An 18,735-nucleotide genomic window follows, 5' to 3' on the forward strand; every position below is an offset into this window, starting at 1 on the left:
GGCCGATGCCCGCGGCAACGTGGCCGAGGCGGCGCGCGCGCTGGGCATCAGCCGCGCCACGGTCTACCGCAAGCTCTGGCGCGGCCGCGGCACCGGCACCACGGACTGACTCAGGCGCCGACCGGCACCTTGTCGAGAAAGCCGGTCACCGAGCGCAGCTTGCCCGCGTCCAGCCGCACGAAGTCGGTACCCTGGATCAGGTCCTCGGCGCCGCTCGGCCCGAGCGTCCAAGAGAAGCGCACGTGGTCGCCGTGCGCGTCGGCCTTGCCCAGCAGGTTGAAGCGGAAGCCCGGGTAGCGCTGGTGCACGGCGCCGACCAGTGCGCTGATCTGCGCATGGCCGCTGCCCTGCATGATCGGGTCGACGTACTGCGCGTCGGCCGACCAGCCGGCTTCGAGCAGCGCGGCGCGGCGCGCGGGATCGGTCTCGTTCCAGACGGCGATATAGCCCTGGGCGATGGCAACGGGGTCGTGGGCGGCGGTGTTCATGATGACGATTCCTTCGGTGGATGCCCGCGACGTTGCGGGGTGAAGGAATGGTCGTTTCAGCGGCGCTTCGGGTCCATGACGTGGGAGGTCATGAACGCCTTCAGATCGGGTCCAGCGGAAACACCGGCCGCCGCACCTTGCCGAACGGGAACAGCCCGTAGTCCGAACTGGTCACGCCGCGGCTGTCGCACTCCACCAGCGCGGCCGCGAGCGGCTCGAACACCGGCCGGCAGTACATGCGCGACTTCAGCAGCAGGAAGCGCTCGCGGCGCGGATCGAGCCCCGCGCATGCGAACACGCCGATGTCCCACGGCTCCTGCGTGCGCTCGGTGACCACGATGCGCGCGGCACCGATGTCGAACAGCACGGTGCGGCCCATGCTGGCGCGCTGGCCGGTGTAGGTCGGGCCGGTGATGACGTACTCGCCATCGCAGATGGTGCGCACGATGCCCGTCAACCGCACCGGCGCGCTCTCGCGGCCGATGCCGGCCAGCGAGACCTTGTTGCCCAGCGCCACCGTCGCACTTGCGCCCTCGCCCGCCGCGATCAGCTGAGCCACCGCCTCGGGATCGCACAGCGGCCCGACGCCGATGCCCTCGAGCCCCTGGGCCAGCGCCTCCTGCAGCACGTCCATGGTGTCGCAGCTGCCGCCCGACATGCAGTTGTCGCCATGGTCGAGCAGCAGCACCGGACGCTCGGCACCGTCGGCCAGCTGCTTCGCGCGCGCGATCGAGTCGGCCAGCGGCTCGCTGTCGTAGACGAAGGCCGCGCGCTCGCGCCACATCTGCGCCGCGATGCGGTCGGCCGTGGCCTGCGCGCGCTCGCCCGACTGCGCGTCGACCACGATCACGCTCATGCACGGCGCCTCGATGTCCGACAGCGAGAAGCCCGCGAGGATCGACACCGCGAGCGACTCGCCCGAGGCCTCGGCCGCGCGCGCGGCATCGATCGCGCGCTGCATCGCGCCGGTGTAGGAGGCGCTGCGCAGCGTGTGGGCCATCAGCGGCAGCGAATGCCAGCGCATCGCGGGCCGCCCGCGCCCCGCCAGCAGGTCGAACAGCAGCCGGCCCGCATGTTCGCCGGTCTCGTACATGTCGACGTGCGGATAGGTCTTGAAGCCGACGATCACGTCGGCGTTCTCCACCATCGCGGGCGTGACGTTGGCATGCAGGTCGAGCGCCACGCCGATCGGCACGCCGGGCGCGGCCGCGCGCAGCCGCACCAGCAGGTCGCCCTCGCCGTCCGCGCTGTTGTGGGCCACCATCGCGCCATGCAGGTCGAGCAGGATCGCGTCGCAGCCCGGCGCCGCATCGACGATGCGTTGCGTGAGCGCGTCGTAGGCACGCGCATCGACCGGCCCGCTCGGGTTGGCCGAGGCCGACACCGGCGTGACCAGCTCGGCGCCGGTCGCCTCGGCCAGGTCGATGAAGGCCGACATCGCGGTGCGCATGCCCTTGTTGTCGCGGTAGGCCTGCGCGCCGAAGGTCGGGCCGTCGGGCCCGAAGGCCGCGAGCGGCGTGGGCACGGGCGAGAAGGTGTTGGTCTCGTGGTTGAGACGTGCGATCAGTACTTTCATTGGGCAAACTTTCCGGCACTTCCCAGCATCGTGATGTCGCCGAAGCTGGAGCCGTTGCGGTTGTCGGGCCGGAACGCGAGCTGGAAGCCGTTTAGGTTCATGGGCAGCGAGTTCTCGATGCTGCGTCGCAGCGATTCGGTGGTGATCGGCCCCTTCACGCGCTGCAGCGCTTCGGCAAAGGCCTTGGCCGTGATGTAGCCCTCCAGCCCGAGGTAGGAGCCCTCGCCTTCGCTGCCCGCGGCCTTGCGCGCGCGCTGGTACTCGTCGACGATGGGAAAGCGCGTCTTCCAGAACGGCGGCACCACTTGCGACAGCACGATGCCGCGGCTCCTGTCGCCCAGCTCCTTGTAGAGGAGGAACGAGCTCGCCACCGAGTTCGTGTAGATCTGCGGATGAACGGGCGCCGCCACCAGCGAGCGGATGATGTTGATCGCCGGCATGCCGGCCGCGATGACGTACACCGCCTGCGCCCCGCTCGCGATCACCTGCTGCGCGATGGCGGGATGGTCCTTTTCCTTCGGGTCGAAGCGCAGCGACAGCAAGGCCGGCAGCTTGTTCTTCTCGAGCGCGGCCAGCGCGTCTTTCTCGATGCCCTTGCCATAGGCGTCGTCGCTGGAGACGATCGCGATGCGCGTCACGCCGATGGTGCTCAGGTGGTTCATCACGCGCGCGACTTCGTCGGCATACGACTCCCGCACGTGATAGATCGGCACCTTCGGCCCGCGCAGCACCGCCGCGCCGGTCAATCCGCCGAAGATGAAGCTGTCGTACTTCGCGGCCACCTGAACCATGGCCGCGCCGATGGCCGTGCCCATGGTGCCGAAAAGGCAGACGACGCGTTCGGTGCCGAGCAGTTTCTCGGCGTTGGCCGCGGCCTTCTCGCCGATGTAGGCGTCGTCGTAGGTGATCATCCTGACGGGCCGGCCACCGATGCCGCCCGCCTTGTTCAACTGGTCGAAGAACAGCGTCTGCCCCTCCATGAACGCGAGGCTGTTGGGCGTGAACGGGCCGGTGAGCACGGCGGATTGGCCGACCAGGATCGGCTCCCCGGCCGCCAGGGCGGACGTCGATGCCGCGACCATGCCCATCGCGACGACGCGCAGGCCGATGCGCCGGAAGAGCGCGTTCACGCCGCCACTCCCGCGCTCTGCACCATCGCCTGCAGCAGCACATTGCAGCCGGCTTCGAGGTGCTCGGGTTCGGCGTCCTCGATCTCGTTGTGGCTGATGCCGTCGAGGCACGGCACGAAGATCATCGCCGTGGGGCACACGCGGGCGAGGTACACTGCATCGTGGCCCGCGCCGCTGATCACGTTCATCCATGTCAGGCCCTGCGCCTCGGCAGCGTCGCGCACCGCGGACACGAGCCCGGGCGTGAAAGGCTGGGGCGCGAAGTACACGACCTGCTCCACCGTCGCCGCCACCTTGCCGGCGGAAGCGAGGCGCAGCACGGCGTCCTTCAGTGCCGCGTCCATGGCCGACAGCACCGTGTCGTCCGCCGCGCGCAGATCCACGCTGAGCTTGACCCGGCCCGGGATCACGTTGCGCGAGTTCGGGTAGTTGTCGATCCAGCCGACGGTGCCGCGCGCATGCGGTGCGTGCGCGAGCGCGATGCGGTTGACCTCGATCACGAGTTCGGCGGCGGCGAGCAGCGCGTCCTTGCGCAACTCCATCGGCGTGGGGCCGGCATGCGCTTCCATGCCCTGCACCACCACGTCGTACCAGCGCTGGCCGAGGGCACCTTCGACCACGCCGATCACGCGCGCGTTGGCCTCGAGCACCGGGCCCTGCTCGATGTGCGCTTCGAAGTACGCGCCCACGGGCGAGGCGGCCGCCGAGGCGGGCACCGTGCCTGCATAGCCGATCGCATCGAGCGCCTGCGCCACGCTCACGCCCTCGGTGTCGCGCTGCGCGAGCGCGTGTTCCAGCGTGAAGGCATCGACGAACACACCCGAGCCCATCATCACCGGCACGAAGCGCGAGCCTTCTTCATTGGTCCACACGGCCACTTCGAGCGGCGCTTCGGTCAACAGCTTCGCGTCGTTGAGCGCGCGGATCACCTCCAGCCCCGCGAGCACGCCGTAGTTGCCGTCGAACTTTCCGCCCGTGGGCTGGGTGTCGATGTGGCTGCCAGTGGTGACGGGCGGCAGCGCGTTGTTGCGGCCGGCACGGCGCGCAAAGATGTTGCCGATGGCATCCACCCGCACCTCGCAGCCCGCCTCGCGCGCCCAGCGCACGAACAGGTCGCGGCCCTGGCGGTCGAGGTCGGTCAGGGCGAGGCGGCACACGCCGCCCTTCTCGGTGGCGCCGACCTGGGCCAGCTGCATCAGCGAATCCCAGAGGCGCTGGCCGTCGATGCGGAGGGCGCGCACATCGGGTGCGGAAGAAGTTTCGATGGTTGTCGTCATGGTTCTGCGAATGAGGTCTGGGAGACGGGAGGCTTCAGGCGAGGCCGACGCCGAGGTAGCGGTCTTTCACGTCGTGGTCGGCCATGAAGGCGGCGTTGCCGGCCTCATGCACGATCACGCCCTGCTCCACGATGTAGTGGCGGTCTGCGAGCTGCACGCACACTTCGAGGTTCTGCTCGACCAGCAGGATGGCGACACCCGCGGCCTTGATGGTTTTCAGCTGGGCGACGATCTCCTCCACGATCACCGGCGCCAGGCCTTCGACGGGCTCGTCCAGGATCAGCAGGCGCGGATGGTTCATCAGCGCGCGGCCGATCGCCAGCATCTGCTGCTCGCCGCCCGAGAGCTGGCCGCCGCCGTTGCGGCGCCGCTCCTTCAGGCGCGGAAAGATGCGGTAGATGTCCTCGAGCTGCCACGGCGACTCGCGCCGCTGGCCGAGCAGCAGGTTCTCCTCGACCGTCAGCAGCTTGAAGATGCCGCGGTGCTCGGGCACCAGGCAGACGCCGCGCGCGGCGATGCGGTGCGCGGGCTGGCCCGCGATGTCGGCGCCCTGGAAGCGCACGCGGCCCGCCGTGGGCGTGACCGCGCCCGCGATGCTCTTGAGCGTGGTCGACTTGCCCGCGCCGTTGCGGCCCAAAAGCGTCACCAGCTCGGCCTCGCCCACGCGCAGCGACACGCCCTGCAGCACATGGCTCTTGCCGTAGTGCGCGTGCAGGCCCTCGACCTCGAGGATGTGGGTGGTGCTCATGCCTTGCCTCCCGTGATCATGTTGCCGAGGTAGGCGCTGCGCACGCGCGCATCGGCGCGGATGTCGCCCGGCAGGCCCTCGGCCAGCACGCGGCCCAGCTGCATCACGGTCACGGTGTCGGAGATGTCCATCACGATGTTCATGTTGTGTTCGATCAGCACCACGGTGTGCTCCTCGCGCAGGCCGCGGATCAGCTGCTTCATGTCGTCGAGGTCGTCGATGCCCATGCCCGAGGTCGGCTCGTCGAGAAAGATCGCCTTCGGCCGCGCGGCCAGCGCCATGCCGACCTCGAGGCGCCGCTGCTGGCCATGCGAAAGCTCGGCCGCCGGCACGCTGGCGAAGCGCTCGAGGCCCACGCGCTGCAGCACCTCGTCCACGATCTGCCTGCAGGCCATTTCGCCCACCGGCGCGCGCCAGCAGTTCATGGCCTGGCGCGGCGCGATGCCCTGCGCCGCCACGCGCAGGTTCTCGCGCACCGCGAGGCTGCCGAACAGGCTCGTGACCTGGAACGAGCGCGCCATGCCGCGCTGCACGCGGCGGTGGTCGGGCTCGCGCGTCACGTCGTGGCCGTCGAACAGGATGCGCCCGCCGGTGGTGGTGCCGGTGCCCGTGAGCATGTGGAACAGCGTGGTCTTGCCCGCGCCGTTCGGGCCGATCACCGAGTGCACGGTGTTGCGGCGGATCTTCAGGTCGACGCCGCCGAGCGCGGCGAACTTGCCGTAGTGCTTGGTGACGCCGACGGCTTCGATGAGGACGTCGCTCATGCTTTTTCTCCCTGCGCGGCGGAGGCGTCTGCGCCTTGCGCGCCCTTCCTGAAGATGCGTCGCCAGGCGCTCTCGCCCAGCCCCCAGAGGCCGCGCTGCATGCCGATGCTCACGCCGATCAGCAGCAGCCCCAGCAGCAGCAGCCAGCGCGGCCACAGCGTGGAGAGCCAGTCGGCCAGCAGCACGTAGAAGGCCGAGCCCAGCACCGAGGCGAACAGGTTGCCGGTGCCACCGATCACGGTGATGACCAGGATCATCTCGCTCGTGTGGTACTCGGCGTTCGACAGCGGCGCGATGCCGGTCATCATGGCGTGCAGCCCGCCCGCGAGGCCGGTGACGGCGCCCGAGATCACGAAGGCCAGCAGCTTGAAGCGCCGCAGGTCGTAGCCCACCGCGGCGGCGCGGTCGCCGTTGTCGCGGATCGCCAGCAGCGTGCGGCCGAACACCGAGTCGGTCACGCGCAGCAGCAGGCCGAAGGCGATCAGGAACATCACGGCCACGAAGGCGTAGTACTTCCACGGCGTGTCCATGAAGGCCGGGCGCGGCACGTCGAGCAGGCCGTTGTCGCCGCCGGTCAGGCCCGAGGCCGTGTAGGCCACGAAATAGAACATCTGCGCGAAGGCCAGCGTGAGCATCACGAAGTAGGTGCCGCGCTGGCGGATCGCGACCCAGCCGACCAGCGCCGCGCCGAGCGCGCCCATGCCGATGGCCGCGAGCAGCGCCAGCGGCATCGGCAGCGCGAGCCGCGTGAGCAGGATCGCGATGGTGTAGCTGCCGAGGCCGAAGAAGATGCCCTGGCCGAAGGACAACAGGCCCGTGTAGCCCAAGAGCAGGTTGCAGCCGAGCGCGGCGAGCGCGTAGATCAGCACCTCGCTCGCGAGCGAGCCCGAGCGCATGAAGAGCGGCAGCGCCAGCGTGACGGCCAGTGCCAGCAGGAAAGTGATTTTTCTGGGCATGGCCTTCATCCTCTGCGGCCGAGCAGGCCATGCGGGCGCAGCAGCAGCACGGCCGCCATCGCGATGTAGATCATCAGGCTCGCACCGGGCGGCCACAGGGTGCTCATCAGGCTCTGCACGATGCCGATCAGCAGGCCGCCGACCAGCGCGCCGCCGAAGCTGCCGAGCCCGCCGATCACCACCACCACGAAGGCCACGCCGAGCGCCTCCACGCCCATGAAGGGCTCGGCGCCGCGGATCGGCGCGGCCAGCACGCCGGCCAGCGCCGCCGTGGCCGCGCCGAGCGCGAACACCAGGCTGAAGACGCGGAACACGTTGATGCCGAGCAGCGAGACCATCTCGGTCGACTCGCTGCCCGCGCGCACCGCGCTGCCCAGGCGCGTGCCCTCGAGCACCCACCACAGCAGCACCGCGAGCACGGCGGTGAAGCCGATCACGAACAGCCGGTACTTCGGATAGATGAAGCTGCCCCACATCACCACGCCCTGCAGCAGGTCGGGCGTGGGCACGCTGTTGCCCAGCGGGCCCCAGAAGACGATCACGATCTCCTGCACCGCGAGCGCCAGGCCCACGGTGACGAGGATGTGGAATTCATGCGCCTTCGCGTAGACGCGGCGCAGCAGCAGCTTCTCGGCCAGCCAGCCGAGCGCGCCGACGGCCAGCGGCACCAGCACCAGCGCGGCCCAGAAGTTCAGGCCCCACTGCAGCGCCTGGAAGCACAGGTAGGCGCCCAGCAGGTAGAAGGCGCCGTGCGCGAAGTTCACGAAGCGCAGCAGGCCGAACACGATCGACAGGCCGACGGCCAGCAGGAAATACAGCATGCCGATGCCGATGCCGTTGATGGTCTGGAGCAGGTAGACGGACATGGATGTAGGGAATGGAGCGTGCGGGCGGACCGCGCCCCCGCCGTGCCACCGCGGTGGCGCGGACGAGATCGCGGAACCGGTGTGACTCAGGCCAGCTTGCAGCCGGTCTTGTCGACCGGCAGGAAGGACTTGCCGGCGCTCACGACGTCGACATAGTCGGCCGCGTCCTTCATCTTCGACTTGGCCTTGCCCTTGAGCAGGTAGTAGTCCTTCACCACCTGGTGGTCGGCCTTGCGGATCTCCTCGCCGCCCGTGAGCCCGTCGAACTTCATGCCCTCGAGCGCGGCGATCACGGCCTTCTGGTCGACCGTGCCGGCCTTCACGATGCCGTCGATCAGGATCTTGGTGCAGACGTACGAGCCCGCGAGGCTGTAGTTGGGCACGATCTTGAGCTTGTCGGCGGTGCGCTTCACCAGCTCCTTGTTGAGCGGCGCATCCACCGTGTGCCAGTACTGCGCGCCGAAGTACACGCCGTCGCAGAGGTCGGCACCGAGCTCGTCGAACTGCTCGAGCCCCGAGGCCCAGGCCATCAGGATCGTCATGTTCTTGTGCATGCCGAAGCTCACCGCCTGGCGCAGCGCGGCCGAGGACTGCGCGCCGAAGTTCAAGAGCAGCAGCACGTCGGGCTTGGCCGCCATCGCGTTGGTGAGGTAGCCGCTGAACTCCTTCTCGTTGAGCGAGTGGTAGCTGTTGCCCACGTGCTCGATGCCCTTCTCCTGGAAGATGGTCTTGGCCGCGCTCAGGAGGCCGTCGCCGAACACGTACTGCGGCGTGATCGTGTACCAGCGCTTGGCCTTGGGCATCTGCGCGACCAGCGGGCGCACCGTCTGCTCGATGGCGCCGAAGGTGGGCACCGACCAGCGGAAGGTGGCGGGGTTGCAGTCCTTGCCGGTGATCTCGTCGGCGCCCGCGGTGGTGATGAACAGGCCGCCGGCCTTCTCGGCCTCCTTGCCCATGGCCAGCGCTTCCGACGACAGGATGCCGCCCGCGAAGAACTTGGCGCCCTGCTGCTGCGAAGCTTCCTGCACCTTGCGCACCGCGGTCGCGGGCTTGCCCTCGGTGTCGAGCACCGTGTAGGCCAGCGGGCGCTTGAGCACGCTGCCGTACTGCTCGATCGCCAGCTTCATGCCGAGGTCGGCGAACTTGCCGTTGGCCGCGAAGGCGCCCGACATCGGCACCGGGCAGCCGAAGCGGATCGCCTCGGCCGATTGCGCGAAGGCCGAGCGGCCGGCCAGCAGGGAAGCGGGAGCGGCCGACAGGGCGGCCAGTTGGAGAAGGTGTCTGCGTTGCAAAAGGAACTCCGTCGTGGTGAGGGTGGAGAGGGATGGGCGTCCGCGGTCGCGGCGAATTTAAGCGGATAAATAGGATTAATATGCTGGTAAAAACCCGCTAGCAATCCCCGTGCCCAAAAACCACCGACTTCGCGGCCCCCTCACCCCGCCCGCGTGCACCACGCCGATGCCCCCAGTACCGCTGGGTAAGATCGCGCGCTGTTGCGCATTCCGCGCATCTCCCGAGGGATATCGAGCGTGGGCATGACAGTGGGGCAACACCGCCCGAAGCGACAAAAGCTCTCGGACGTCATCGTCGAGGACGTGAAGCGCTGGATCGTGGCCGAGCGCAAGCAGCCCGGCGACCGGCTGCCGAACGAGAAGGAACTGATCGAGCTGTTCGGCTATTCGAAGAGCACGGTGCGCGAGGCGCTCAAGGCGCTCGAAGTCAGCGGCCTGATCTCGATCCGCACCGGGCCCGGCGGCGGCGCCTACCTGCAGCAGGTGTCGGTCGAGCATGCGTCCGAGCCGCTGCGCAACTTCCTGCACTTCCACCACCTCGACGGCCACCACATCTACCAGCTGCGCAAGGCGCTCGAGCCCGAGCTCGCGGTCAGCGTGGTGGGCCGGCTCACGCCCGAGATGTTCGAGCGGCTCGAGGAGAACGTGCGCCTGTGCACGAAGGAACCGACCTCCGAGGACGAGCAGCGCATCCAGCGCGAGGCCGAGCTGGCCTTCCACACCATCCTGGCCGAGGCCTGCCCCAACCCGGTGCTGTCCTTCATGTGCCGCTTCCTCAACGACCTGCTGCGCGACCTCGTGGTCTACAAGAAGGCGCTCGACCACCACCACTTCGGCGAGGCCAACGTCGACTACCACACGCAGCTGCTGGCGGCCTACCGCAAGGAGGACGCCGCGACGGTGCAACGGCTGATGAGCGAGCACATGGTCGACGCCGAGCAGCACATGCACGAGATGGAGGCGCACATCGGCGCCAAGCATCTCCTTGTGCCCAACGCCCAGCGCTGACAAGGCGTGAATAAACCTGCTGCGCGCCCCGATCTCGCACCTGCGGTCCTCACCGTACAAGGTACGGCTCCGGTCCTCGGCGCGACCTCGGCGCGCTCGCTACGGTTTCTTCACGCCTTGTGAGCGCGCCTCCTACTTGCCGCGGTGCGCCGCCGTGAGGCAGGCCTGGAACGCCAGCACCGCGCGCGAAGGCTTCGGCGAACGACGCAGCAGGCTCACGAAGCGGCATTCGTAATGGAAGCGCTCGGGCAGCACCGGGCGCATCAGCCCGCGCTGCTCGAACACCTGCGCATAGTGGTCGGGCAGGAAACCCAGGAAGCGCCCCGACAGGATCAGCGTGGCGATCGCCTCCTGGTCGAAGCCCGTGGCCTTGCGCGAGAGCTGCGCGCGGTGGCTCAGCTCCATGTTGGGCGAGTGGTAGCCCAGGCCCGCGAAATGGTGCTCGCGCAGCTTGGGCCAGGTGAGCTTCGCATGGCTGGCCTCGAACAGCGGATGGCCGCGGCCGCAATACAGCAGCATGGTCTCGCCGAACAGCTCCTCGTAGACCAGGCTCTTCGAGCTGCGGTGCGCCGGGATGATGCCGATCTGGAAGTTGCCCTCGAGCACGCCCTGCTCGATCGCGTTGATCGAACCCACGTGCACCGCCAGGCTGACCTCGGGCGCCACTTCGGCAAAACGCGCGATCGCCTCGCCGATGCGCGCCTGCGGATTGGTCGCGGTCTTGTCGAACAGCGCCACCTCGAGCTGGCCGCCCATGCGGTTGTGGATGTCGTCGATGCTGCCGCGGAAGGCATCGACCGAAGCGAGCAGCCGCAGCGTCTCGTCGTAGACGCGCTGGCCCTCGGCCGTGAGCGCGAAGCCGGCCCGCCCGCGCCGGCACAGCACCAGGCCGAGCCGGGTCTCGAGGTCCTTCACATGGCGGCTCACGGTCGAGGTGCCGATGTTGAGCTCGAGCTCGGCCGCCGCCATGCCGCCGCAGTCGACCACGCTCTTGAACACCTTGAGCAGGCGCAGGTCCATGTCGCTGAGCTGGCCCAGCACGGCACGGCTGCGAGCCGTCGAAGCGCCTTCTTTTACTTGCATGAATCGTCAAGTGAACATTGATATTGCGCCATTCTCCACACTGAACGGCTTGCCAACAATCGACGCGTCAGCTTTCCCACCCAACCTGGACGCACCCATGACCCTCGCCACGCCCGACCTCGCCAACCCGGCCCCGCGCACCGATGCCGCCTGGCTCGAGGCGCACTGGATGCCCTACACCGCCAACCGCCAGTTCAAGGCCGACCCGCGCCTGATCGTCGAGGCCAAGGGCGCCTACTTCACCGACCACGAAGGCCGCAAGATCTTCGACGGCCTCTCGGGCCTGTGGTGCTCGGGGCTGGGCCACGGCCGCCCCGAGATCACCGAGGCGGTGAGCCGCCAGATCGCCAGGCTCGACTATTCGCCGGCCTTCCAGTTCGGCCATCCGCTGTCCTTCGAGCTCGCCAACAAGCTCAAGGAACTGACGCCCGCGGGCCTCGACTACGTCTTCTTCACCGGCTCGGGCTCCGAGGCCGCCGACACCTCGCTCAAGATGGCGCGCGCCTACTGGCGCGCCAAGGGCCAGGCGAGCAAGACCCGGCTGATCGGCCGCGAGAAGGGCTACCACGGCGTCAACTTCGGCGGCATCTCGGTCGGCGGCATCGGTGCCAACCGCAAGCTGTTCGGCCAGGGCGTCGAGGCCGACCACCTGCCCCACACCCAGCTCGCGGCCAATGCCTTCACGCGCGGCATGCCCGAGAACGGCGCCGAACTGGCCGACCGCCTGCTCGACCTGATCGCGCTGCACGACGCCTCGAACATCGCGGCCGTCATCGTCGAGCCCTTCGCGGGTTCGGCCGGCGTGGTGATCCCGCCGCAGGGCTACCTGAAACGCCTGCGCGACATCTGCACCGCGCACAACATCCTGCTGATCTTCGACGAGGTCATCACCGGCTTCGGCCGCTGCGGCACGCTCACCGGCGCCGATGCCTTCGGCGTGGTGCCCGACATCATGAATGCCGCCAAGCAGATCACCAACGGCGCGCAGCCGCTGGGCGCCGTGATCGCCAGCAAGGAGATCTACGACACCTTCATGGCCGCGGGCGGCCCCGACTACATGCTCGAGTTCCCGCACGGCTACACCTACTCGGCCCATCCGGTGGCCTGCGCCGCCGGCATCGCCGCGCTCGACGTGCTGCAGAAGGAAGACATGCCCGCGCGCGTGAAGGCGCTGGCGCCGCATTTCGAGAACGCCGTGCACAGCCTCAAGGGCAGCAAGCACGTCACCGACATCCGCAACTTCGGCCTCGCGGCCGGCCTCACCATCGCCGCGCTGCCGGGCGAACCGGCGCGCCGTCCCTACGAGATCGCGATGAACTGCTGGAAGAAGGGCTTCTACGTGCGCTACGGCGGCGACACCATCCAGCTCGCGCCGCCGTTCATCTCGGAGAAGGCGGAGATCGATCGCATGATCAATGCGCTGGGCGACGCGCTGGCCGAGACGGCCTGAACCTCGATACGAGATCGACCACGGTACACCCCACCGTGCCGAAGCTGCTCGTTCGCGGGCACTCGCGGAACCGGCTTTGCCGGGCCGCCGAGTGCGCCCCCTCGAGGGGGGATCCGGAGCGACACGAAGTGCGCGGAGATTCGGGGGTGGTTGTCAGGCCTTGTCGGCCTTGCCCGCTGCGTTGGCGAGCTTGCTGAGCATGCGGTCCACCAGCCACGGTTGCCGGTTCTCGTCCTCGGCGAGTTCCTTGCGGCGGATCGCATTGCGCACCACGATCGATCCCACGTAGCGCACCGGCTCGGGCGGGAAGTAGCCGAGCGGCCCCTTTGTGATCGGGCTGCGCGTCCAGGCGTTGTCCTGGTCGAGCACCAGCGACGACAGGATCTGCCCGCCCATGTAGGTCGGCCCGACGCCGTTGCCCGAGTAGCCGAAGCCGTAGTAGATGTGCGGCGCGCCATCGAGCCGGCCGAAGAACGGGAAGCCCGTGACCGAGCGGTCGGACGGGCCGTTCCAGCTCGCGGTGATCGGCGTTTCGCTCAGGGCCGGGAAGAAGGAACGCAGCGCCTGCGTGAGTTCGGCCTCGTAGGGCGAACGCTCGTCGAACACCTTGGCCATGCGCCCGCCCCAGGCGAAGGTATTGCCGCCCTTGCCCAGCATGAGGCGGCCATCGGCGGTGCTGCGGTAGTAATAGACGAAGGTGCGCGAATCGAGCACCGACACGCCGTCGGTCAGGCCGCTGCGCGCGAGCAGCTCGGGGCAGCGCTCGGTGATCACCATGTCGCTCGACACGATGGCGATGGTGCGCTCGAACTGCGCGAAGCGGCTGGCCATCCAGGCATTCATCGCGAGCACCAGCTTGTTCGCGCGCACGCTGCCGGCTGGCGTGCGCACCACGACCGGATGGCCGGTGGAGAAATCGAGCATCGGCGTGCGCTCGTGGATGCGGATGCCCATCGCCAGCGCCACGCGCCGCAGTCCGCGCACCAGCTTGCCCGGATGCACGGTGGCGGCGATCGGCGAATACACGCCCGCGAGGTTGCGCGCCGAGCCCGAGCGCCGCGCCACTTCCTCGGGCGGCAGGGTGCGGTAGGAATGGATGCCGCGCGCCTCGAGCGCGCGCATCATCGGATCAAGCGTGCCGACCTGGGCCGGCGAGGTGGCGGTGTAGAGCGTGCCGTCCTGCCGCAGCTCGGCGTCGATGCCGTGGGCGACGCAGAAGTCGGCGATGTGCTGCACCGCCGCCTCCGAGGCCTTGACCAGACGCACCGCCTCGTCCTCGCCGAACAGCCGGCGCAGGGTCAGGAACTTGGCCGACCAGGTGAGCAGGCAGCCGCCGTTGCGCCCGCTCGCGCCGGCACCGCAGAGGTCGCTCTCGAGGATGACGATGTCGAGCGCGGGCGCCTGCTGCTTGGCCTGGATCGCGGTCCACAGTCCGGTGAAGCCGCCGCCGACGATGCAGAGGTCGGCCTCGCATTCGCCCTGCAGCGCGGGCGCGAGGTCGCCGTCGTTGAACAGGGCCTGTTCGATCCAGAAGGGGCGCATGGCGGCTCCGTAGGTGGTCAGGGCTTGCGCCGCATCTCGTAGGAAAACTCGGACTCGCGCTCGACGAGGAAGCCGAAGCGCGCATAGAGCGCGCGGGCCGGATTCGCCTTGAGCACGCTGAGCGTGAGGTCCACGCCGGCGCGCTCGGCCTCGGCGACGACCTCGGCCAGCAGCCCGGTGCCGATGCCGCCGCCCTGGTAGCGCGGCGCGAGCTGGATCTGGATCAGCACCCATTCGTGCGGATCGCGCGACACCTTGAGCAGGCCGACCGGCTCGCCTTCGTGCAGCAGCAGCTCGGCGCATTCGAAGCGGTGCATCAGCCGCGCCATGTGGTGCGCATCGCTGACCTCGGCGCCCGAAGCCACCACGTGGCCGTTCATCGTGCGCTGCCGCAGCGCGAGCAGGAAGGGAACGTCTTCCTGCGTGGCCGGCCGGCGCGCCAGCACGACCGGTGGCGCGGCGCTCATGCGGCGATGGCAGTGGGCTTCAACGCGGCCTCCAGGTGCCGCACGTAATGCGCGAGGTCCGGCGTCTTCGCGTCGGCGCACTTGGCCGTGTCGTCCCAGCGCCGCAGCCGCACCGCGTCCTTCGCGTAGGGCAGCGCCTCGAAGGCACTGGCCTGCGCCGAGTCGAACACGCCGCCCTGCAGCTGCAGGCTGCGCTGCGAATCGGGCGACAGCGCCTCGAGGTAGCCGGGCTCGCGCGCGCACAGGAAGCGCTTGGCATCGACGTGCAGCCGGATCGGTTCCAGCGTGGCCGGGCCGAACAGCGCGCGCAGGAACGGCAGGCAGCGGTACTGGTGCAGGTCGTCGAGCCCCTGCTGCGTCGGCGTGCCGCCGAAGTCGTGCAGCAGGTGGCCCAGGTCGTGCAGCAGCGAGGCGGCGATCAGCGCGCTGTCCGCCCCCTCCTGCTCGGCCAGGTGCGCGGATTGCAGCGCATGCTCGAGCTGGGTGACGGGCTCGCCGTCGTACTGGGCATGGCCCTTGGTTTCGAACAGGCCGACGATGTCGGGAAGGCTCAGGCTCATGGTTACCAGGGCAGCGAGTAGGTCTTGGTGTTGGTGAAGCTCTTCATCGCCTCGAGCACGCCTTCCTTGTAGCCCAGGCCGGAGTCCTTGATGCCGCCGAAGGGCGTGAGTTCGAGCCGGTAGCCCGGCACCTCGCGCACGTTGACGCTGCCGACGTTGAGCTCGCGGATGAAGCGCGTGATGTGGTCGAGCCGGTTGGTGCAGATCGACGACGACAGGCCGTAGGCCGTGCCGTTCGAGATGCGGATCGCCTCGTCGATGGTCTTGAAGCGGATCACCGGCGACACGGGCCCGAAGGTCTCGTGCTTGGCCACCGTCATCCCGGGGTCGACGCGGTCGAGCACCGTCGGCGAATACAGCGCGCCGCGGCGCTCGTTGCCGTACAGCAGCTTCGCGCCGGCCGCGATGGCCTCGTTGACCACGCCCTCGAACTGCTTCGCGGCCGCCTCGTCGATCACCGTGCCCATGTCGGTGTCGGGGTCCATCGGGTCGCCGTACTTGAGCGCGCGGGTCTTGGCCACCAGCAGCTCGACGAACTGGTCGGCCACCGATTCGTGCACCAGCATGCGCTTGATCGCGGTGCAGCGCTGGCCCGAGTTCTTGTACGAGCCGCTGGCCGCGAGCGTGGCCGCTTCCTCGACGTCGGCATCGTCCATCACGATGATCGGGTCGTTGCCGCCGAGCTCGAGGATCTGGCGCTTGTAGACCGCCTTGGCCGCGATGTACTTGCCGATCGGCACGCCGCCGGTGAAGGTGACGAGGTCGACGTCGGCGTTGGTCAGCAGCTCGTCGGCGATCTCGCGCGGGTCGCCGGTGAGCACCGACAGCATCGGCGGCGGCAGGCCGGCCTCGTAGAGGATGTCGGCCAGCAGGAAGGCCGCCAGCGGCGTCTTCTCGCTGGGCTTGAGCACGATGCGGTTGTTGGTGGCGATGGCCGGCGCCACCTTGTGGATCACCTGGTTGAGCGGATGGTTGAACGGCGTGATGGCCGTGATCGCGCCCTGCAGCGGCTCGCGCAGCGTGTAGACCTTGCGGCTCTTGCCGTGGTGCGTGAGGTCGCAGGAGAACACCTGGCCGTCGTCGACCAGCGCCTGGTTGGCGGCGAACAGCAGCACGTCGGAGGCGCGGCCCACCTCGTAGAGCGAGTCCTTGCGCGCCAGGCCCGATTCGAGCGTGATGGTGCGCGAGATCTCGTCGAGGCGCGAGGCGATGATCTCGCCCGCGCGCATCAGGATCTTGTAGCGCTCGTAGCGCGTGAGCGTGGGCTTGTAGTCGCGCGCGATGCGCAGCGCGTTGCGCACGTCGTCGAGCGTGGCCTTGGGCACGGTGGCGATCACCTCGCCGGTGTAGGGGTAGGTGACCTCGATCGTGCGGTCGCGGTAGACGCGCTCGCCGGCGATGCGCAGGGCTTCGCGGTGGATGGTGCCTGGCTTCAGCGTGGCTTGGCTCATGGGTGCTCCGGCGGTCGGTTACTGGGCGTGGTTCAGCGCGATGTCGAGCGCATCGAAGTTGCGCAGCCGGCGGCCGGCGGCGATGCCCGTCACCGGGCGGTTGCAGATCAACGGCACGCGCTGCTCCGACACGCCGCCGTGCGAGCGCAGCGGCACCTCGAGCGCCGACAGGTCGTGGCGGCTGGCCGCGGTGCCGATCACGGTGTTCTTCTCGCTCACGACCACGATGTCGCCAATGCGGTCGGGCGGCAGCTCGAAGCGCTGCGCCGCTTCCTTGCGCGACAGCACCGACTCCATGCCCGGCACCTGCCGGATGCGCTCGATCCAGCCCGGCACGCTGGCCTCGTCGGGCGCGTAGACCGTGGCGAAGGAACCGAGCGCGCCGTGGTGCACCACGTAGGGATCGGTGATCGGCAGGATCACGCGCGCGGTGCCGGCGCCGTACCAGCCGTCGAGCACGTCCTGCAGGTAGATGACGTTGGGCGAACCGTCAGCGCCGTGCTTGTCGTTCATGCCGTGGTCGGCGGTCAGCACGATGGTGGCGCCGAGCGCATCGAGCTGCGCGAGGTAGCGGTCCATCATCGCGTAGAAGGCATTGGCCTGTTCGCTGCCGGGCGCGGCCTTGTGCTGCACGTAGTCGGTGGTCGACAGGTACATGAGGTCGGGGCGGCGCGACTCCATGAGCTTCACGCCGGCCGCGAACACGAACTCGGAGAGCTCGGCGCTGTAGACCGAAGGCACCGGCATGCCGACCATGCCGAGCACGTCGTCGATGCCGTTCTCCTCCATCGTCACCTGGTCCGACTTCTCGGAGGAGAAGCAGATGCCCTTCATGCGGTGGCCCAGCAGCTTGCGCAGCTTGTCCTTGGCCGTGACCACGGCCAGCTTGGCGCCCGCGTCGGCGAAGGCGGCCAGCACGGTGCCGGCGCGCAGGTACTTGGGGTCGTTCATCATCACTTCCTGGCCCAGCTCGCGGTCGAAGAAGTAGTTGCCGCAGATGCCGTGCACCGCGGGCGGCGCGCCGGTCACGATCGACAGGTTGTTCGGGTTGGTGAAGGACGGCACGACGCAGTCGGCCAGCAGGTCGGCGCCCTCCTTGCGCATGCGGCCGATGTACGGCGCCACGCCGGCGGCGATGGCCGCGTCGAGATAGGCCGGCTCGCAGCCGTCCACGCACACGACCACGATCGGGCGCGCCATCCAGCGGTAGCTCCTGGCATTGACTTCGAGGGTCTCCGGTGTCATTTCAGACTTCCTTTTGGGGTGGGTTGTTCGTGGTGGCGGCTTCGGCATCGGCGCGGCCGAAGGCTTTGTGCATGCGGGCGCGGCTGCCCGCGACATGCTGGCGCAGCGCGCGGCCCGCGACGTCGGGGTCGCCGCTGGCGATGGCCTCGACGATGTCGCGGTGCTCGTCGGCCGAGACCCGCAGGCCGCCGCCGCTGTCGAGGGCGCGCATGCGGAACAGGTGCAGCTCCTTCACGAGACGCTTGTAGGTCTCGGTCAGCTTCTTGCTGCCCGCGGTGTCGAGCAGGATCTCGTGGAACTGCAGGTTGAGTTGCGCGTATTGCTCCACGTCCTGCGCCTGGGCCGCCGAGCGCATGGCGTCGAGCATGGCGCGCAGCCGCTCGACGGCATCGGGCTTGATCGCCAGCGCCACGCGGCGGCCGATGATTTCCTCCAGCGCCTCGCGCAGCTCGTAGATCTCGTCGGCCTCCTCGAACGCGATCTCGCGCACGAAGACGCCGCGGTTCTTCTCGTTGCGCACCAGGCCCGCCTCCTCCAGCGCGCGCAGCGCCTCGCGGATCGGGCCGCGGCTGGTGTTGAAGCGCTGCGAGAGCTCGCTCTCGTTGATGCGGCTGCCCACCGGGAGCTCGCCCGTCATGATCAATCGCTCGATCTCCTCCTGCATCAGCATCGGCAGCGAGCTGGACTGGAGGAACGCGAGGGCGGAGGAGGGATTGCTGGTGACCATGGAACGCATTCTCCGGCCTCGGATTGAAAACTGTCAACAATTTTTTATTGACAGTCTTCAGTCTGCAATCTACATTGCCTCCACCGGATCCGGCCGACCAGGCCC

The 18,735-nt window shown here is 68.8% G+C and carries 19 protein-coding genes; 3 read left to right on the plus strand and 16 right to left on the minus strand.

Features of this window, described 5'->3' with window-relative positions; genetic code table 11:
• Nucleotides 1–109, plus strand: a 109-nt coding sequence (locus AC27VN_RS04360; protein WP_490875780.1) for a helix-turn-helix domain-containing protein, incomplete at its 5' end; no start/stop codon positions are given.
• Between the two features lies 1 nt (nucleotide 110).
• On the opposite strand, the gene AC27VN_RS04365 is transcribed toward AC27VN_RS04360, so the two are convergent.
• The 9 genes from AC27VN_RS04365 to AC27VN_RS04405 all read right to left on the minus strand — a co-directional run bounded on the left by AC27VN_RS04365 (nucleotide 111) and on the right by AC27VN_RS04405 (nucleotide 9,097).
• A complete protein-coding gene (locus AC27VN_RS04365; protein ID WP_093349196.1) occupies nucleotides 111–488 on the minus strand; it encodes a nuclear transport factor 2 family protein in 378 nt (125 codons plus the stop codon).
• A gap of 100 nt (nucleotides 489–588) precedes the next feature.
• On the minus strand, nucleotides 589–2,064 hold the full coding sequence (locus AC27VN_RS04370) for a M81 family metallopeptidase (protein WP_490875762.1): 1,476 nt from the start codon (nucleotides 2,062–2,064) through the stop codon (nucleotides 589–591).
• Nucleotides 2,061–3,194 carry an ABC transporter substrate-binding protein gene (locus tag AC27VN_RS04375; protein WP_490875763.1) on the minus strand — a complete coding sequence of 378 codons (1,134 nt, stop codon included), beginning with the start codon at nucleotides 3,192–3,194 and terminating at the stop codon, nucleotides 2,061–2,063. The genes AC27VN_RS04370 and AC27VN_RS04375 overlap by 4 nt, the downstream gene beginning before the upstream one ends.
• Entirely contained in the window at nucleotides 3,191–4,471 is a 1,281-nt protein-coding gene (locus tag AC27VN_RS04380; RefSeq protein ID WP_490875764.1) for a Zn-dependent hydrolase, read from the minus strand. The genes AC27VN_RS04375 and AC27VN_RS04380 overlap by 4 nt, the downstream gene beginning before the upstream one ends.
• A 34-nt stretch (nucleotides 4,472–4,505) precedes the next feature.
• Nucleotides 4,506–5,219, minus strand: a complete 714-nt coding sequence (locus tag AC27VN_RS04385) for an ABC transporter ATP-binding protein (RefSeq protein ID WP_490875765.1) — start codon at nucleotides 5,217–5,219, stop codon at nucleotides 4,506–4,508.
• Nucleotides 5,216–5,983 carry an ABC transporter ATP-binding protein gene (locus tag AC27VN_RS04390; protein ID WP_490875766.1) on the minus strand — a complete coding sequence of 256 codons (768 nt, stop codon included), beginning with the start codon at nucleotides 5,981–5,983 and terminating at the stop codon, nucleotides 5,216–5,218. The genes AC27VN_RS04385 and AC27VN_RS04390 overlap by 4 nt, the downstream gene beginning before the upstream one ends.
• Nucleotides 5,980–6,939 carry a branched-chain amino acid ABC transporter permease gene (locus tag AC27VN_RS04395; protein WP_490875767.1) on the minus strand — a complete coding sequence of 320 codons (960 nt, stop codon included), beginning with the start codon at nucleotides 6,937–6,939 and terminating at the stop codon, nucleotides 5,980–5,982. The genes AC27VN_RS04390 and AC27VN_RS04395 overlap by 4 nt, the downstream gene beginning before the upstream one ends.
• A 5-nt stretch (nucleotides 6,940–6,944) precedes the next feature.
• Nucleotides 6,945–7,805 (minus strand): branched-chain amino acid ABC transporter permease, encoded by an 861-nt coding sequence (locus AC27VN_RS04400; protein ID WP_057589571.1) that lies wholly within the window; start codon nucleotides 7,803–7,805, stop codon nucleotides 6,945–6,947.
• Between the two features lie 86 nt (nucleotides 7,806–7,891).
• Nucleotides 7,892–9,097 (minus strand): ABC transporter substrate-binding protein, encoded by a 1,206-nt coding sequence (locus tag AC27VN_RS04405; RefSeq protein WP_490875768.1) that lies wholly within the window; start codon nucleotides 9,095–9,097, stop codon nucleotides 7,892–7,894.
• Between the two features lie 243 nt (nucleotides 9,098–9,340).
• Between AC27VN_RS04405 and AC27VN_RS04410 the strand changes: the two genes are divergently transcribed.
• Nucleotides 9,341–10,105 (plus strand): FadR/GntR family transcriptional regulator, encoded by a 765-nt coding sequence (locus AC27VN_RS04410; protein WP_296781662.1) that lies wholly within the window; start codon nucleotides 9,341–9,343, stop codon nucleotides 10,103–10,105.
• 132 nt (nucleotides 10,106–10,237) lie between these two features.
• Here AC27VN_RS04410 and AC27VN_RS04415 read toward each other — a convergent pair whose 3' ends face one another.
• Entirely contained in the window at nucleotides 10,238–11,188 is a 951-nt protein-coding gene (locus tag AC27VN_RS04415) for a LysR family transcriptional regulator (RefSeq protein ID WP_490875769.1), read from the minus strand.
• A gap of 97 nt (nucleotides 11,189–11,285) precedes the next feature.
• Between AC27VN_RS04415 and aptA the strand changes: the two genes are divergently transcribed.
• On the plus strand, nucleotides 11,286–12,638 hold the full coding sequence (gene aptA / locus AC27VN_RS04420) for an omega-aminotransferase AptA (protein WP_208512026.1): 1,353 nt from the start codon (nucleotides 11,286–11,288) through the stop codon (nucleotides 12,636–12,638).
• A gap of 153 nt (nucleotides 12,639–12,791) precedes the next feature.
• Here aptA and AC27VN_RS04425 read toward each other — a convergent pair whose 3' ends face one another.
• From AC27VN_RS04425 to AC27VN_RS04450, 6 genes are read right to left on the minus strand one after another with little or no spacing between them, the layout of a single operon-like run.
• Nucleotides 12,792–14,180, minus strand: a complete 1,389-nt coding sequence (locus AC27VN_RS04425; RefSeq protein WP_490875770.1) for an FAD-dependent oxidoreductase — start codon at nucleotides 14,178–14,180, stop codon at nucleotides 12,792–12,794.
• A 17-nt stretch (nucleotides 14,181–14,197) separates the two neighbouring features.
• Nucleotides 14,198–14,647 carry a GNAT family N-acetyltransferase gene (locus AC27VN_RS04430; protein ID WP_490875771.1) on the minus strand — a complete coding sequence of 150 codons (450 nt, stop codon included), beginning with the start codon at nucleotides 14,645–14,647 and terminating at the stop codon, nucleotides 14,198–14,200.
• Nucleotides 14,644–15,207, minus strand: coding sequence for a phosphonate degradation HD-domain oxygenase (locus tag AC27VN_RS04435; RefSeq protein WP_093349162.1), 564 nt, complete (start codon nucleotides 15,205–15,207; stop codon nucleotides 14,644–14,646). Before AC27VN_RS04435 ends, AC27VN_RS04430 begins: the two co-directional genes overlap by 4 nt.
• A 2-nt stretch (nucleotides 15,208–15,209) precedes the next feature.
• The gene (phnY, locus tag AC27VN_RS04440) at nucleotides 15,210–16,658 is read right to left on the minus strand and encodes a phosphonoacetaldehyde dehydrogenase (protein WP_490875772.1); all 1,449 of its coding nucleotides are present in this window, start codon (nucleotides 16,656–16,658) and stop codon (nucleotides 15,210–15,212) included.
• Nucleotides 16,659–16,676: 18 nt separating this feature from the next.
• Nucleotides 16,677–17,903: a phosphonoacetate hydrolase gene (gene phnA, locus AC27VN_RS04445; protein ID WP_490875773.1), complete on the minus strand. Its 1,227-nt coding sequence runs from the start codon at nucleotides 17,901–17,903 to the stop codon at nucleotides 16,677–16,679.
• Nucleotide 17,904: 1 nt separating this feature from the next.
• The gene (locus tag AC27VN_RS04450) at nucleotides 17,905–18,630 is read right to left on the minus strand and encodes a phosphonate utilization associated transcriptional regulator (RefSeq protein ID WP_490875781.1); all 726 of its coding nucleotides are present in this window, start codon (nucleotides 18,628–18,630) and stop codon (nucleotides 17,905–17,907) included.
• Nucleotides 18,631–18,735: the final 105 nt, after the last annotated feature.

It is taken from the genome of Variovorax sp. 20P10.2.4 (assembly GCF_058244205.1).

What these genes read in the sequence shown, in the direction of transcription:
- AC27VN_RS04365 (WP_093349196.1), bottom strand. Translation starts at nt 488, where the DNA reads ATGAACACCGCCGCCCACGACCCCGTTGCCATCGCCCAGGGCTATATC.
- AC27VN_RS04370 (WP_490875762.1), bottom strand. Translation starts at nt 2,064, where the DNA reads ATGAAAGTACTGATCGCACGTCTCAACCACGAGACCAACACCTTCTCG.
- AC27VN_RS04380 (WP_490875764.1), bottom strand. Translation starts at nt 4,471, where the DNA reads ATGACGACAACCATCGAAACTTCTTCCGCACCCGATGTGCGCGCCCTC.
- AC27VN_RS04385 (WP_490875765.1), bottom strand. Translation starts at nt 5,219, where the DNA reads ATGAGCACCACCCACATCCTCGAGGTCGAGGGCCTGCACGCGCACTAC.
- AC27VN_RS04390 (WP_490875766.1), bottom strand. Translation starts at nt 5,983, where the DNA reads ATGAGCGACGTCCTCATCGAAGCCGTCGGCGTCACCAAGCACTACGGC.
- AC27VN_RS04395 (WP_490875767.1), bottom strand. Translation starts at nt 6,939, where the DNA reads ATGCCCAGAAAAATCACTTTCCTGCTGGCACTGGCCGTCACGCTGGCG.
- AC27VN_RS04400 (WP_057589571.1), bottom strand. Translation starts at nt 7,805, where the DNA reads ATGTCCGTCTACCTGCTCCAGACCATCAACGGCATCGGCATCGGCATG.
- AC27VN_RS04410 (WP_296781662.1), top strand. Translation starts at nt 9,341, where the DNA reads ATGACAGTGGGGCAACACCGCCCGAAGCGACAAAAGCTCTCGGACGTC.
- AC27VN_RS04415 (WP_490875769.1), bottom strand. Translation starts at nt 11,188, where the DNA reads ATGCAAGTAAAAGAAGGCGCTTCGACGGCTCGCAGCCGTGCCGTGCTG.
- aptA (WP_208512026.1), top strand. Translation starts at nt 11,286, where the DNA reads ATGACCCTCGCCACGCCCGACCTCGCCAACCCGGCCCCGCGCACCGAT.
- AC27VN_RS04425 (WP_490875770.1), bottom strand. Translation starts at nt 14,180, where the DNA reads ATGCGCCCCTTCTGGATCGAACAGGCCCTGTTCAACGACGGCGACCTC.
- AC27VN_RS04430 (WP_490875771.1), bottom strand. Translation starts at nt 14,647, where the DNA reads ATGAGCGCCGCGCCACCGGTCGTGCTGGCGCGCCGGCCGGCCACGCAG.
- AC27VN_RS04435 (WP_093349162.1), bottom strand. Translation starts at nt 15,207, where the DNA reads ATGAGCCTGAGCCTTCCCGACATCGTCGGCCTGTTCGAAACCAAGGGC.
- phnY (WP_490875772.1), bottom strand. Translation starts at nt 16,658, where the DNA reads ATGAGCCAAGCCACGCTGAAGCCAGGCACCATCCACCGCGAAGCCCTG.
- phnA (WP_490875773.1), bottom strand. Translation starts at nt 17,903, where the DNA reads ATGACACCGGAGACCCTCGAAGTCAATGCCAGGAGCTACCGCTGGATG.
- AC27VN_RS04450 (WP_490875781.1), bottom strand. Translation starts at nt 18,630, where the DNA reads ATGGTCACCAGCAATCCCTCCTCCGCCCTCGCGTTCCTCCAGTCCAGC.